Annotated in this window: 18 protein-coding genes; 15 read left to right on the top strand and 3 right to left on the bottom strand. The window is 40.1% G+C overall.

From position 1 onward, the window contains the following. Positions 1 to 24 precede the first annotated feature (24 nt). The 11 genes from infA (at position 25) to prfA (ending at position 6,548) form a co-directional block, all read left to right on the top strand. Positions 25 to 249, top strand: a complete 225-nt coding sequence (infA, locus tag V7K98_RS15355) for a translation initiation factor IF-1 (RefSeq protein WP_006196724.1) — start codon at positions 25 to 27, stop codon at positions 247 to 249. A gap of 123 nt (positions 250 to 372) precedes the next feature. Continuing rightward, on the top strand, positions 373 to 486 hold the full coding sequence (gene rpmJ, locus V7K98_RS15350) for a 50S ribosomal protein L36 (RefSeq protein ID WP_015129703.1): 114 nt from the start codon (positions 373 to 375) through the stop codon (positions 484 to 486). A 114-nt stretch (positions 487 to 600) separates the two neighbouring features. Then, positions 601 to 981: a 30S ribosomal protein S13 gene (gene rpsM, locus V7K98_RS15345; protein ID WP_190727936.1), complete on the top strand. Its 381-nt coding sequence runs from the start codon at positions 601 to 603 to the stop codon at positions 979 to 981. A gap of 54 nt (positions 982 to 1,035) precedes the next feature. Further along, a complete protein-coding gene (gene rpsK / locus V7K98_RS15340) occupies positions 1,036 to 1,431 on the top strand; it encodes a 30S ribosomal protein S11 (RefSeq protein ID WP_335023201.1) in 396 nt (131 codons plus the stop codon). Positions 1,432 to 1,758: 327 nt separating this feature from the next. After that, positions 1,759 to 2,706, top strand: a complete 948-nt coding sequence (locus tag V7K98_RS15335) for a DNA-directed RNA polymerase subunit alpha (RefSeq protein WP_335023199.1) — start codon at positions 1,759 to 1,761, stop codon at positions 2,704 to 2,706. Positions 2,707 to 2,738: 32 nt separating this feature from the next. Then, positions 2,739 to 3,089, top strand: a complete 351-nt coding sequence (rplQ, locus tag V7K98_RS15330; RefSeq protein ID WP_335023197.1) for a 50S ribosomal protein L17 — start codon at positions 2,739 to 2,741, stop codon at positions 3,087 to 3,089. An 89-nt stretch (positions 3,090 to 3,178) separates the two neighbouring features. Continuing rightward, positions 3,179 to 4,030: a tRNA pseudouridine(38-40) synthase TruA gene (gene truA / locus V7K98_RS15325; protein ID WP_335023437.1), complete on the top strand. Its 852-nt coding sequence runs from the start codon at positions 3,179 to 3,181 to the stop codon at positions 4,028 to 4,030. A 65-nt stretch (positions 4,031 to 4,095) separates the two neighbouring features. Then, positions 4,096 to 4,557 (top strand): 50S ribosomal protein L13, encoded by a 462-nt coding sequence (gene rplM, locus V7K98_RS15320; protein ID WP_265272220.1) that lies wholly within the window; start codon positions 4,096 to 4,098, stop codon positions 4,555 to 4,557. After that, positions 4,557 to 4,973 (top strand): 30S ribosomal protein S9, encoded by a 417-nt coding sequence (gene rpsI, locus V7K98_RS15315; RefSeq protein ID WP_012410698.1) that lies wholly within the window; start codon positions 4,557 to 4,559, stop codon positions 4,971 to 4,973. Before rplM ends, rpsI begins: the two co-directional genes overlap by 1 nt. Before the next feature lie 130 nt (positions 4,974 to 5,103). After that, positions 5,104 to 5,346, top strand: a complete 243-nt coding sequence (gene rpmE / locus V7K98_RS15310) for a 50S ribosomal protein L31 (protein ID WP_069070756.1) — start codon at positions 5,104 to 5,106, stop codon at positions 5,344 to 5,346. 104 nt (positions 5,347 to 5,450) lie between these two features. Beyond that, positions 5,451 to 6,548, top strand: coding sequence for a peptide chain release factor 1 (prfA, locus tag V7K98_RS15305; RefSeq protein WP_335023195.1), 1,098 nt, complete (start codon positions 5,451 to 5,453; stop codon positions 6,546 to 6,548). A 9-nt stretch (positions 6,549 to 6,557) separates the two neighbouring features. On the opposite strand, the gene V7K98_RS15300 is transcribed toward prfA, so the two are convergent. Continuing rightward, positions 6,558 to 7,004 carry a hypothetical protein gene (locus tag V7K98_RS15300; RefSeq protein WP_335023193.1) on the bottom strand — a complete coding sequence of 149 codons (447 nt, stop codon included), beginning with the start codon at positions 7,002 to 7,004 and terminating at the stop codon, positions 6,558 to 6,560. A 241-nt stretch (positions 7,005 to 7,245) separates the two neighbouring features. Here V7K98_RS15300 and V7K98_RS15295 point away from each other — a divergent pair, with 241 nt between their 5' ends. Next, positions 7,246 to 7,608 carry a helix-turn-helix domain-containing protein gene (locus V7K98_RS15295; RefSeq protein ID WP_104906418.1) on the top strand — a complete coding sequence of 121 codons (363 nt, stop codon included), beginning with the start codon at positions 7,246 to 7,248 and terminating at the stop codon, positions 7,606 to 7,608. Between the two features lie 314 nt (positions 7,609 to 7,922). On the opposite strand, the gene V7K98_RS15290 is transcribed toward V7K98_RS15295, so the two are convergent. After that, positions 7,923 to 8,660 (bottom strand): type I restriction enzyme HsdR N-terminal domain-containing protein, encoded by a 738-nt coding sequence (locus V7K98_RS15290; protein WP_335023191.1) that lies wholly within the window; start codon positions 8,658 to 8,660, stop codon positions 7,923 to 7,925. A 90-nt stretch (positions 8,661 to 8,750) separates the two neighbouring features. Continuing rightward, the gene (locus tag V7K98_RS15285) at positions 8,751 to 10,781 is read right to left on the bottom strand and encodes a hypothetical protein (protein WP_335023190.1); all 2,031 of its coding nucleotides are present in this window, start codon (positions 10,779 to 10,781) and stop codon (positions 8,751 to 8,753) included. A 357-nt stretch (positions 10,782 to 11,138) separates the two neighbouring features. Here V7K98_RS15285 and V7K98_RS15280 point away from each other — a divergent pair, with 357 nt between their 5' ends. Genes V7K98_RS15280 through V7K98_RS15270 form a run of 3 tightly spaced genes read left to right on the top strand, consistent with a single transcriptional unit; the run spans position 11,139 to position 12,861 of the window. After that, positions 11,139 to 11,636 carry a hypothetical protein gene (locus V7K98_RS15280; RefSeq protein WP_335023188.1) on the top strand — a complete coding sequence of 166 codons (498 nt, stop codon included), beginning with the start codon at positions 11,139 to 11,141 and terminating at the stop codon, positions 11,634 to 11,636. A 34-nt stretch (positions 11,637 to 11,670) separates the two neighbouring features. Then, positions 11,671 to 12,492 (top strand): Rpn family recombination-promoting nuclease/putative transposase, encoded by an 822-nt coding sequence (locus tag V7K98_RS15275; RefSeq protein ID WP_335023186.1) that lies wholly within the window; start codon positions 11,671 to 11,673, stop codon positions 12,490 to 12,492. Between the two features lie 51 nt (positions 12,493 to 12,543). Continuing rightward, positions 12,544 to 12,861: a hypothetical protein gene (locus V7K98_RS15270; RefSeq protein WP_335023184.1), complete on the top strand. Its 318-nt coding sequence runs from the start codon at positions 12,544 to 12,546 to the stop codon at positions 12,859 to 12,861. Positions 12,862 to 12,953 lie beyond the last annotated feature (92 nt).

The following is a 12,953-nucleotide window of genomic DNA, read 5'->3' as shown; positions in this document are numbered from 1 at the left end:
TTGTTGAGTTGAGGAAAAAACAAATTGTCTAAGCAAGATTTGATTGAAATGGAAGGCACGGTTACAGAGTCCTTGCCCAATGCGATGTTTCGCGTTGACTTGGATAATGGATTTAACGTGCTAGCTCACATTTCAGGCAAGATTCGCCGAAATTATATCAAGATTTTGCCCGGCGATCGCGTCAAGGTAGAGTTAACTCCTTATGACTTGAGCAAAGGTCGAATCACCTACCGCTTGCGTAAGAAGTAAATATATGTAGACGTAGAGAATTTTACCATAAAACCATCTTTTTGACTGTTTGCTAGTCAACTTAGTGGATTGTTTTCCATAAAAATGCTATAATTTAATATTTGGAGTCAAAGAATAAAAGGCATGAAAGTTAGAGCCTCAGTCAAGAAAATCTGTGAAAAGTGTAACGTGATCAAACGTCGTGGTCGCGTCATGGTGATCTGCGTGAACCCCAAGCACAAGCAACGTCAAGGATAACGCTCTTACCAACGGAGTTAGTTGTAACACGCATATCATCATTAAAAAGAAAAAACGCGATAATCACGTTTTTCCAACCAACAGTAATTGCGAAAACAATAGGGAGAGTTCATTGTGGCACGGATTGCCGGAGTAGACCTTCCACGCGATAAGCGCGTTGAAATCGGTCTAACTTATATCTACGGAATTGGTTTATCACGCGCTCAAGAAATTATAGCGGCTACTGGTGTGAATCCAGACACCCGCGTTAAGGACTTAAGTGATGCCGATGTGACAACCCTGCGAGGGGAAATAGAAAGCAACTATCAAGTTGAAGGCGACTTGCGGCGCTTGGAGTCTTTGAACATCAAGCGCTTAGTTGACATTGGTACTTACAGAGGTCGTCGTCATCGCATGGGCTTACCAGTTAGAGGACAAAGAACTCGCACCAATGCCAGAACCCGCCGAGGTAGAAGGCAGACAGTGGCTGGTAAGAAGAAGGCTCCAGGGAAATAAATTTGCAACGCTTGCTAATCTGAGCAAGTTTCACCTTAAATCAACTAAACAAGTATGGCGAGACAACCAACTAAAAAATCCGGGAGCAAGAAGCAGAAACGGAATGTACCCAGTGGGATGGCCTACATCCAGTCTACTTTCAACAATAGCATTGTCACCATTACCGATCAAAACGGAGATGTCATCTCCTGGGCTAGTGCTGGTTCTAGCGGTTTTAAGGGAGCAAAAAAGGGAACTCCCTTTGCAGCGCAAACTGCTGCTGAAAGTGCAGCCCGTAGAGCCATGGATCAAGGAATGCGCCAAATTGAGGTAATGGTCAGTGGGCCAGGAGCAGGTAGAGAAACTGCTATCCGGGCACTTCAAGGAGCAGGACTGGAAATCACGCTCATTCGGGATATTACCCCCATTCCTCACAATGGTTGCCGTCCACCCAAGCGCCGCCGAGTTTAAACACCAAGACTTGGGCATTGAGGACGAAAAGCTACAACCAAGGAAAGTAAAGTTACTTACAATGACCGCTTGGGCAGATAACGTGCAAACTGTCATTGGGTAAAAGCTTGGGCGACCAAAAGCAAGTCAGATTTTCCTGTAGGAAAAGCTGTTAAACTTCGGAAACCCAAAATATTATTAGCGCCTGAAAGCTCAATAGGAGCGTCAAACTATATCGTAATTTCATACTAATAGTTTGATAAACCTATAATCTACAGGACATAAATTCAATTCGGGAGGCAATTGATTTGTCTGCTAGCAGCACCTTAGAAAAAGGGAGGCTCATCCGTGGCGCAGTTTCAGATTGAATGTGTAGAGTCGAATACCGAAGAAAGTCGGAACCATTACAGTAAATTTGTTTTGGAACCTCTAGAACGCGGTCAAGGAACAACAGTTGGTAACGCACTGCGACGGGTTTTACTGTCTAACCTAGAAGGTACAGCAGTTACAGCAGTGCGGATTGAAGGCGTTTCACACGAGTTTGCTACAGTTCCGGGCGTGCGGGAAGATGTACTGGAAATCCTCATGAAAATGAAGGAAGTCATCCTCAAAAACTATTCCTCGCAACCCCAGATTGGTAGATTAGTTGTTAGAGGCCCAGCAACAATCACTGCGGCGCATTTTGATTTACCTAGTGAAGTAGAAGTCATCGATCCAACTCAGTATGTAGCCACCATCGCTGAGGGTGGAAAGCTGGAAATGGAGTTTCGGATCGAGAAAGGCAAAGGCTATCGCACTGTAGAGCGAGGACGTGAGGAAGCCACATCGTTGGACTTTCTGCAAATCGACTCTATATTTATGCCAGTGCGAAAAGTCAACTATAGTGTTGAAGAATCTCGCGGGGAAGGCCTGATTCCAAAAGACCGACTACTGTTGGAAGTTTGGACAAATGGCAGTATTTCCCCCCAAGAAGCACTATCTTCATCTGCTGCAATCTTGGTAGATTTGTTCAACCCGTTGAAAGATATCTCCCTGGAACCAACAGACACAGGTTCAGATATTCCAGACGATCCAACTGCCCAGATACCCATTGAAGAGTTACAACTTTCTGTGCGGGCATATAACTGTCTCAAACGGGCACAAGTTAACTCTGTGGCAGATTTGTTGGATTATACCCAAGAAGACCTCTTAGAAATTAAGAACTTTGGGCAGAAATCAGCAGAAGAAGTTGTGGAAGCTTTGCAGCGGCGCTTGGGCATCACCCTGCCAATGGAAAGAGGCTCTAAACACCCTTAAGAAAAACCGTTCATAATTCATAGTGCATAATTATGCGTCACCGTTGTCGCGTCAAAAAACTCAGTAAACCAGCCGATCAACGCCGTGCTTTACTGCGATCGCTCGCCACCGAGCTGATCCGTCATGGTAAGATTACCACCACTTTAATTAGAGCGAAAGTTCTCCGAAGTGAAGTGGAAAAAATGATTACCTTAGCCAAAAATGGCTCCTTATCAGCACGTCGGGAAGCCCTTGGCTATATCTTCGACAAACAACTGGTTCACGCTCTATTTGAGCAAGCTCCAACTCGATATGGCGATCGCCAGGGCGGTTATACCCGCATCATGCGTACCATACCGCGTCGGGGTGATAATGCAAAAATGGCAATAATTGAATTGGTTTAAGTCATTTAGTCATTGGTTATTAGTCATTGGTCATTAGTGAATAACAAAGGACAAATGATAAAAGACAAATGACAAAGGACAAAATCTGTATGTTAGAAGAAAGCCCCCAGCCGACACAAACTCATCGAGTAGCCTTGGTAATCCAATACCTGGGCACTCATTTTCATGGCTGGCAACGGCAAAAACAACAACGGACAGTCCAAGAAGAGATAGAAATAGCGATCGCTACTATTCTTGGGCATCATGTAACACTACATGGTGCTGGGCGAACCGATTCTGGAGTTCATGCTGCTGCTCAAGTAGCCCATTTTGAAGCTACAGGTTTAATTCCGCCTCACAAGTGGGCAACAATCCTCAACAGCTATCTGCCGCCAGATATATTAATCAGGGCTTCAGCCAGTGTCGATAACCGTTGGCACGCTCGCTTTAGTGCAGCCTATCGACGGTATCGTTACACAATATATACTGAAGATCGGCTTAACTTGTTTGTAAGACCCTTCAGTTGGCATTATTATTATGCACCCCTGGATGAATCTTTAATCCACGCTGCCTTGAAACCTCTCTTAGGAAAGCATCACTTAGCTGCTTTTCACCGTGCAGGCTCAGAGCGATCGCATTCTTGGGTAGAGGTGCAAGCAGCAGAGTGTCGTCGCAGTGGGCCATTTATCCATATTGAAATACAGGCAGATGGATTTTTGTATGGCATGGTACGGCTGTTGGTAGGGATGTTGGTACAAGTAGGTTCTGGACAACGAACACTTTCTAGCTTCACCGAACTCTGGAAAGAAGAACGCCGGGAAGAAGTGAAATATGCCGCCCCGCCTCAAGGCTTGTGCTTGTTGCGAGTCGGTTATCCAGATTTTCCCTTTCCAAAAGAGATTTGGTACGACACCTTACCAAAGTTCGTCACTAGTCAAGAGTCATTAGTCATTGGTTCTTAGTAATGATAAATGACAAAAGACAAATGACTAATGACAAATTAAAAATGACAAAGGACAAATAACAAATGACAACAGTTAAAACATACCTTCCTTCTCAAGCGTCGATTGAGCGTGAGTGGTACATAGTAGATGCTACCGATAAACGCCTCGGTCGCCTCGCTAGCGAAATCGCCCAAGTTTTAAGAGGCAAAAAGAAACCTGAATACACACCCCACCTAGATACAGGTGACTTCGTAATCGTCATTAATGCCGAAAAAATCGCAGTCACAGGTAAAAAGCGCACTCAAAAGCTTTATCGTCGCCATTCTGGTCGGCCAGGTGGGATGAAAACGGAAACTTTCGCTAAGTTGCAACAGCGCATACCAGAGCGGATTTTAGAACAGGCTGTTAAAGGTATGCTACCTAAAAACAGCCTGGGTAAGCAGTTGTTCACCAAGCTTAAAGTCTACGCTGGGCCTACCCATCCCCACGATGCTCAACAACCTAAAGAACTAAAAGTTAGTACAATTCCTGGAGAAGAAAATTAATGGTAGTAGCAGATGCCAATAGCGGTCGCGCCGTATACTGGGGTACTGGCCGCCGGAAGAACGCAGTAGCACGGGTACGCTTGGTTCCAGGCACCGGTCAACTGACTGTCAACGGTAAAGATGGAAACTTGTATTTCCAATTCAACCCCAACTACCTGGGAGTCATTAAAGCTCCTCTGGAAACCCTGGGATTGGAAAACGAATATGACATTTTGGTGAAAGCAGAAGGCGGCGGCTTGACCGGACAGGCTGATTCTGTTCGTTTGGGTGTTGCTCGTGCTTTGTGCCAACTAGACCCAGACAACCGCCCACCTTTGAAAACCGAAGGTTATTTGACTCGCGATCCCAGAGCGAAAGAGCGGAAGAAATATGGTTTACATAAAGCTCGGAAAGCGCCTCAGTACTCTAAGCGTTAGAAAATTGGGCATTGGGCATGGGGCATTGGGCATGGGGCATTGGTTTTTCCGACTCCCTCATCTCCCCGCTCCCTAGCTTCAATTGAACGCTGAAAGTTATAATTTATATAGATTCATCTCACAAAAGACAATGGCTAAAGCTGATATTCATCCTAAATGGTATCCAGATGCTAAAGTTTACTGCAACGGTCAAGTTGTTATGACCATTGGCTCTACTAAGCCAGAATTGCACGTAGATGTTTGGTCTGGAAATCACCCCTTTTATACTGGTACTCAGAAGATTATTGACACTGAGGGTCGAGTAGAGCGCTTCCTACGCAAGTACGGTATGAGCAGCACTCAAACATCTGGCGACGAACAAGACAAAAAGTAGCGAGTTGGCTCTGCTGTTAACGACGGCCCTGCATCAGCTGGGTCGATTTTCATTTATATGCTCGAGCCAATTTGTTATTTTTTTAAGGAGCGATCGCACTCGTCATGGCTGAATCATACTTACTGGATAAACTAAAATCCGTTGAACAAACCTTTAATGAGTTAACACGTCGTCTTGGCGACCCCGATACCGCTAGCAATCCTGATGAATATCAAGAAATTGCTAAGTCTCGTTCTTCTTTGGAAGAGGTCGTTGATACTTATGAAACTTGGAAAACAGCCCAAGAAGACTTGACAGGAGCGCGTCAGGTTTACAAAGAATCTGCCAGTGACCCAGAGTTGCAAGAAATGGCATCACTGGAAGTAAAAGAACTTGAAGAAAAAATAGAAAATTTAGAGTCTCGCTTGAAGGTGTTACTGCTACCACGCGACCCCAATGATGAAAAGAATATCATGTTGGAAATTCGCGCTGGTACTGGTGGCGATGAAGCAAGTATTTGGGCTGGCGATTTGATGCAGATGTACACCCGCTATGCCCAAACTCAAGGCTGGAAAGTTTCTCTAGTGAGCGAATCTCGTGGAGAAATGGGTGGCTGGAAAGAGGTCATTTTAGAAATTAAAGGTAATGACGTTTATAGCCAGTTAAAGTTTGAAGCTGGAGTGCATCGTGTGCAGCGCGTGCCAGCAACTGAGTCGGGGGGACGGGTTCATACTTCTACAGCTACCGTGGCAATTATGCCAGAGGTGGATGAAGTGGAAATTCATATTGACCCGAAAGATATTGAAATGACTACAGCCCGTTCTGGCGGTGCTGGTGGGCAAAACGTCAACAAGGTGGAAACAGCCGCCGATTTGATGCACAAACCGACGGGAATACGCATTTTCTGTACAGAAGAACGCAGCCAGTTGCAAAACAAAGAACGGGCGATGCAAATTCTGCGGGCGAAGTTGTATGAGATCAAGTTACGCGAACAACAAGAAGTTGTAACTTCCATGCGGCGATCGCAAGTTGGTACTGGATCGCGATCGGAAAAAATTCGCACCTATAATTATAAAGATAACCGGGCTACCGATCACCGCTTAGGTCAGAATTATTCACTTAACCCGGTTCTGGATGGTGATTTAGAGACGCTGATCCAATCTTGTATATCTCTAGACCAGCAAGAACGTCTCGCGGAGTTAGCGACTTCTGCCGCTAACTAATTTTTGGTGTTAAATGTACTGTAAAACCACTTGTTGTTCTGTTGCTTTTAACACACACAAGTGGTTTTCTAATATCGTGTGGAGTGCATCTTCCATTTGACTGGGATAACGGTAATAGGCAAATTCGTGCTTCATAACGTAATTTAGCTTTGCCCATTCCTTGAGCGTTTGACAGGTATAAATTAGCTTTTCGGCTTCTTCTTGCCAACGCGCAAAAATCCGGTAGCTAAAAAAGCTACTGCATATATTACCCTTTGCATCCCAGTAGGAAATACACACTTGATGCTTTAAAAGGTGGATTTTTTTAATTTGCTTAACATCGTAGCCTTTAACTTTTAAAGCTTCTTTGGTTTCTGCTTCAGAAATGTTCCACTTTTCTGGTTTAATTTTATTAGTGGCTATAAGGTTTTTACCTTTGCGGCGATATTGGTTAATTTTGCGTGGCTTGCGAAACATGATGCACCTTCGATATTATTTCTTCGCAGCAAAGTCTGGCTACTAGCACAAGCGCCGTAGCAAACTAAGTTTTTTGGGTTGATTTAAAGATTGATGGGTTAGTCTACTAGCTTGATGCCTGTAGTTGCCGATTTACAACCAGAGATATATTCTAGTACTAAAACACAAGGCTGTCAATATAAAAGTAAACTTGTATTATTGAAAGTAAACTTGTAAATAAAGTTGGCTAGCTATATAAGCAGTGAAGATCGAAAGCAAACAAAAACTGATTGAAATCATTAAACTAGCTCGCGGTTCAATGAGTCAGCGAGCCTTTGGTAAGCTTTTGGGAGTATCTGCTACTGCTGTTCAGATGTGGGAAAAAGGTGTGAAGGTTCCAGATACAGAAAATTTGGCTCAAATCGCATCGAAAGCAGGCTACACAATGGAAGAGTTAATCAGCTGCATTGATGGCAAGCCAATTCCAGAAACTTCAGATTTGAGTCTGATTCTGAGACAAATCCAGCACATGCCTTTGGCGCAAGTGGCTCAAATTGTGCAAGCTGCGGCAGATAGATTAGCGGCTGTGGCTGAAGCTTCTGGGGATGAGGCAAAAGCGAGTTGAAGATTGCATTTAAATCATTAAACTAGCCCTTTTGAGATGACTCGTAAAATAAAATTGTTTTTTCTCAGCGCTCTCTGTGTCTCTGCGGTTTAAAAGCAATTTATTTAACCACAGAGGCACAGAGGACACAGAGTAAAGAGCTTAAATATTACGAACTTTTGCAGAGCATTGCCCCTATTTATTTGATGATGCGATGCCTGCGGCGGGCTGCGCCTACGCAGACAATTTTCTGTGCGATACTCGTCAAGACTGGGAAGGTTAATTACTGCCATTTTCCTTACGATCATTTGTTATTTGGAGACACGTTTTATTTGTCAATAAATAATAGAAACTAGTTTTTCAAAATCTTGGAAATCGCAGCTTTTCTGTTTTTGAACATCTTGAACATATATATTGTAATACAGCTTATTCTCTTGAAATTTAAAGAAAGATCCTACTATAGGTAACTGCTCACCTTTAAGTCTGAAAACTATTCTGTTAAGTTTATATTTTCCGTATTTATTAACAAGGTAAACAAAGCTATCAAAACTTCCATTTACAGCTTTTTCAAATTCTAGTAGATTTTTATCTAACTTATTAGAACTTTGCAAGATTAAAGGTGGTATATCTTCAAGACTATTGAGATTATTACTCATAAATACTCCATCTTTTTTGATATAAGCAATAATTTGGTGATAATTGTATAAAATACCAATATCTGAACAAGATTTTTTTAGGTATCTTTCAATCTGCTTCCCATGATTCCGCAAATTTTCTTCTTCTCGCTTCACTTCCACAATCATTAGAGGAGGAGAATATGGTTTAAAATATTCATTTTGTACAGTTTTATATAATTCTATATCATGATAATCAGATTCAACTTTAATATCAATTATGCTTGGAAATAATCTACTTTCATTTACCAAAAAGTAGATAAACAATTGTCTAACTTTTTCTTCTGGTCGTCCATCTAAAACAATTTCCTTGCCTTTAATCAAACAATTTGTATATTCTGCATAATTTCTCTTATATATATTTATTTTTCTAGATATTTCTTCACTTAAGCTAGTCATAGATAGTTAGGTTGATTTATAAACTGTTTTTAGGGACACAATATTCTTGTATCCCTTATTATTTTGACGCAATTTAAAATTGCTTTCTGTCTATTTTTCTCCGAAAAAGCTTAATATTTTAGTAACTAATTCTGCCCAATACTGTTCTGCTTTAATCTCTAAAAATGTATTTAAGCTTTGCTCACTTTCAAGTTCATGCTTCAATGTCTTACATACGTTCTTTGTATAGGTTTCACCTTGAAGCTGTACCTTGCCTTTCTCCTTAATTAGAGCCGTCCAAAATTCAGAATCTTCACTTTGAGGTGATAATTTTCTTATAGCTTCATATTGAATTTCTACACCTACTTCACTTATAAAATTGTCATAAAATGAATTGAATTGTATGACTAATTCAGGGATAAATGTTTTTAAAGATTCATTTGCAGATGTAAGCTCATTAAGAATATTTTCTAATTCCTGTTTTAGCTCCTTGGTAAACTTCTTCAACATTTCATCTTCATTTCTTCCCTCAGCAATAACCCTCATATCGTAATATATATCTATATTCTTTGGATCATAGTAACCGAAGTTCCTATGGATAGCATGTTTAGTGTTCCATGCTTTAGGATGAGTACGATAATCTTCAACATATTTAGTAACAAAACCTTTATCTGTACCTTGGTCTTTATAATTAAAACTTTGTACTCTTTTACTTAAATCCCGTAAATCCTTTATCTTCTTAATAGCATTTTCAATTGCCTTGATTTCTGCCTCTGTCAAAGCATCACCATTTCTTATCCTCGTAAAGTTTTCTTGGATATTCTTTATTTCGTCCAATAAAATATTTCGTCTACGTTCGACTACACCCGCTATAGCTCCGATAAATTCATTTTTATCTGCCTGTACATCTTCTTGATTGTAAATTTCATTTAACTTGAATATATCATCACGGTAGTACCTCAAAGCATCATAGAACAAAATGTTTTCTAGGAAAAAATCTAAATTCAAACTCCTGAATGTAGCTTGAACTTCTTCTTTTCTGATTTGAATTCCTGTATCATAATCGCCATCACATCCATTCACTTTTTCAGGTTCATTTTTGTGAGGTAATACTAAAGTTACGAATCTATGATGAAAATCTTTGGATTTAGATGTAAGGTGATAACCTATTAATTTAGTAATATTAGCTTCAGGAGCATTAGAAAAGGGAGTTACAAAGAGGCAGATGGTATCCTGATTCTCAATATATTTCTGCAAATCTTGACGGATTGGATTTTCATCAAGTCCTTTAGTATCCACAACTGAATCGAACTGAGACAAGTTTGAGCCAGATAAAACATTATAGCTCACAGAAAGATATATTTGTCTTGGAATAGCAAACTCTTTTAACTCGACATTATTGATTGCAGCAAAGGTATTTTTTATCCATTCTTGCTCACCTTTCTGATTATCAAATTCAATCTTATTCGTGGTTCTAGATTCAAGCTTTGCATTATTCAAAGCAAACTTTTTTAGTTCATCTAATCCTAGTTTATCAAATTCTTCCTTGGCAGGATCAATTATTTCAGTTTTCTTTTTATCCCCATCATAAATTGTTTTATAGCGTAACTTCATTTCTATAATATTCCTAACAGCCCTTTCAAGCTCTTTAGAAATAATTATCTTCTGATCTGGTTGAGGATTATCTTTATTTGCAATATAGTCGCAAAATTCAAAAATAATATTTTCCATCTCATCAACTGTATAAGGCTCTATCTCTATATAAGTTTTTTCAGATGGTTTGACATTTACTTCACATATAGTAGTTCTCCCTGCACCCGTTGATAATAACTCTTTAGTTTCGGTTACATCTTTAGTTTTACCACCAATAGTCTTAGAAACATTGAAGTCGCTTATTAAATTAAAAAGATGACAAATAGCTGTCGTCTTTCCTTGACCAATAGTACCTATAAAAACAATTTTATATTTTTCTATACTAAGAATTTTTTCAATTTCATTTAATCGTTCTAGCTTGGATTTAAGGTTATTAATGCAAATATGATTAGCTATGTTAATCTCAGAATGACCTGAAATTTTATTTATTTCCTTTCTCAAATTTTGTTTCAAGGATGCAATTTCTTCTTGCCACGTTATCGTCAACATACTGTTTACCCTGTTTTGATGCTTACTTACTTGATATTTACAGTATGCCCATTATGCTTAAATATCTAACAACAGCCTCACAATACTACTGAACCCTTCTTTGGTAAGCCTTTAGGCACTTGCCGATGAGCAAGGCGATCGCTAATTTTGCTTGATTTCAAGGTTCTGGTAGAAATACATAACAGCTACACAAGCTAAGTCTCCCTGCACAGACTCCAGCAAGTTGAAACCCACGGAGGTGGGTTTTGTCTGTATGGCTGCGATTATCTAATCGCCAGGGCTAGGGTATTTTTACTGGCAGTTAAGGAATAAATGGTTTTAAAATGGTGCAATCTTAAAATATTTAGGGGTGCAGCTATGTCACTACGCAACGAACCGTTAGATTGGCATTTTGAATCAAATGAGCATTATATACCGATTTATCATAAAGGTGATTTGGTAGGATTTTTTAAACCAGAATATGCCAGTGAAGTTATTAAGCTTTTAAACGAAGAAGAAGTTTTAAAGAAAGCATTAAAAATGGCTTGTACTGATTTAATTAAAAAAATTGGCGGTGATACCAGAAAAGTATATTATTTAATGCAAAAATATGTAAAAACTAGCGAACGTCCAAAGCATGGAACAAGAGCGATCGCAGTCTTACTTCAAGATAGGCAAAAAGAGCTTGACTTGAGTAACCAGGAGTTTACTAAATTCTGCGATACCTTTAAATTATCTCCCACTGAACTGAATAATATTTATGGTGGAGAAGCATTTGATGATAGTTTGTTCGCGCCATTATCACGTATATTAGGGATAGCAAAAGAGCGGTTGCTGGAAGTGCGAGATGGTTGTGAAGAATCAAGTAACATATAAGCACCAAATCAAAATATTCAAATGATCTAAAGTTGTGAAAACAGACATCATCTTTTATCGGCTGTTTCAAGAATTTCCTGATATCTTTTTTGAGCTTATTGGTAATCCTCCAGAAGTAGCTAGCCTTTATCAATTTTCATCAGTTGAAATCAAACAAACAGCCTTCAGAATTGATGGTGTATTTCTGCCTACACAAGAAAGCGAGAACCAGATTTATTTTGTTGAAGTGCAATTTCAACCTGATGGGGAAATTTATTCACGGCTAATTGCAGAAATATGTTTATACCTGCGTCAGAATCAACCATCAAATGACTGGGGTGCTGTAGTTTTATACCCAAACAGGAATCTAGATACAGGAGATATAAAACATTACCGCGAGTTTTTCACAAGTGGGCGCGTCAGGCGCATTTATCTTGATGAATTAGGTGAGACTGCATCGCTTCCAATTGGCATTGCAACTGCTAAATTAGTAATTGCAACCGATGATATAGCGATCGCACAAGCAAGACTATTGATAGACAGAACCAAGTCAGAGATAGGCTCACCACTAAAACAGCAGCAACTATTACAATTTATAGAGACTATTTTGGCTTACAAGTTTCCCACAATGAGTAGGGAGGAGATGGAGGAAATGTTTGGCTTAAGCGAATTAAAGCAAACCAGATTTTATCAGGAAGCCTTTCAGGAAGGCATTGAGGAAGGTAAGGTTCAAGGCATTGAGGAAGGTAAGGTTCAAGGCATTGAGGAAGGTAAACTCAAAGCAGTACCAGCAATGTTGGCAGCCGGGTTGACTGTAGAACAAGTGGCACAGGCGCTAGATTTGAGTGTCGAAGAAGTCAGACAAGCCGCGCAGTAGGATTCTTCTGATCAAGGAGTAGAGGAATTGGTGGACTACAACATAGGAACTATGAGTTTAAAAGATACAAAAGTTTATCAAGAAGCATTTGAAGAAGGGCCTTTGGAAGGTTTACGTTTAGTCCAAACAGCACCTCACCTATTTGATTTAGGGTTAACTATTGAGCAAGTTGCAAAGGAGCTAGATTTTACCATAAACCAAGTTGAAAAGGCAAAAATATATTATGATGCCATGCAAAAAGGGGATCGTATAGCCAAATTAAAATTAATACCCACCTTGTTGAAATTGGGGGTGACAGTGGAACAAGTGGCTGAGGCATTTGATTTGAGTGTAGAAGAAGTCAGACAAGTAGCACAAAGTCAGCCTTAAGATAGATATGGTAAATTTTATCCGTGGCTCAAGCCAAATTTGGTTTGCGGCTTCCAAACTTGATCACGACGATTTTATAGTTAATTTTTGTT

The sequence above is a fragment of the Nostoc sp. genome, assembly GCF_036917435.1.
In the GTDB taxonomy this organism is placed as follows: domain Bacteria; phylum Cyanobacteriota; class Cyanobacteriia; order Cyanobacteriales; family Nostocaceae; genus Nostoc.
Note: the sequence above shows the minus strand (reverse complement) of the source record. Positions and strands in the feature narration are given on the sequence as shown.

Coding starts and splice junctions, on each gene's coding strand:
- rpmJ (WP_015129703.1), top strand. CDS start 373: ATGAAAGTTAGAGCCTCAGTCAAGAAAATCTGTGAAAAGTGTAACGTG.
- rpsK (WP_335023201.1), top strand. CDS start 1,036: ATGGCGAGACAACCAACTAAAAAATCCGGGAGCAAGAAGCAGAAACGG.
- rplQ (WP_335023197.1), top strand. CDS start 2,739: ATGCGTCACCGTTGTCGCGTCAAAAAACTCAGTAAACCAGCCGATCAA.
- truA (WP_335023437.1), top strand. CDS start 3,179: ATGTTAGAAGAAAGCCCCCAGCCGACACAAACTCATCGAGTAGCCTTG.
- rplM (WP_265272220.1), top strand. CDS start 4,096: ATGACAACAGTTAAAACATACCTTCCTTCTCAAGCGTCGATTGAGCGT.
- rpsI (WP_012410698.1), top strand. CDS start 4,557: ATGGTAGTAGCAGATGCCAATAGCGGTCGCGCCGTATACTGGGGTACT.
- rpmE (WP_069070756.1), top strand. CDS start 5,104: ATGGCTAAAGCTGATATTCATCCTAAATGGTATCCAGATGCTAAAGTT.
- prfA (WP_335023195.1), top strand. CDS start 5,451: ATGGCTGAATCATACTTACTGGATAAACTAAAATCCGTTGAACAAACC.
- V7K98_RS15300 (WP_335023193.1), bottom strand. CDS start 7,004: ATGTTTCGCAAGCCACGCAAAATTAACCAATATCGCCGCAAAGGTAAA.
- V7K98_RS15290 (WP_335023191.1), bottom strand. CDS start 8,660: ATGACTAGCTTAAGTGAAGAAATATCTAGAAAAATAAATATATATAAG.
- V7K98_RS15285 (WP_335023190.1), bottom strand. CDS start 10,781: ATGTTGACGATAACGTGGCAAGAAGAAATTGCATCCTTGAAACAAAAT.
- V7K98_RS15280 (WP_335023188.1), top strand. CDS start 11,139: ATGTCACTACGCAACGAACCGTTAGATTGGCATTTTGAATCAAATGAG.
- V7K98_RS15270 (WP_335023184.1), top strand. CDS start 12,544: ATGAGTTTAAAAGATACAAAAGTTTATCAAGAAGCATTTGAAGAAGGG.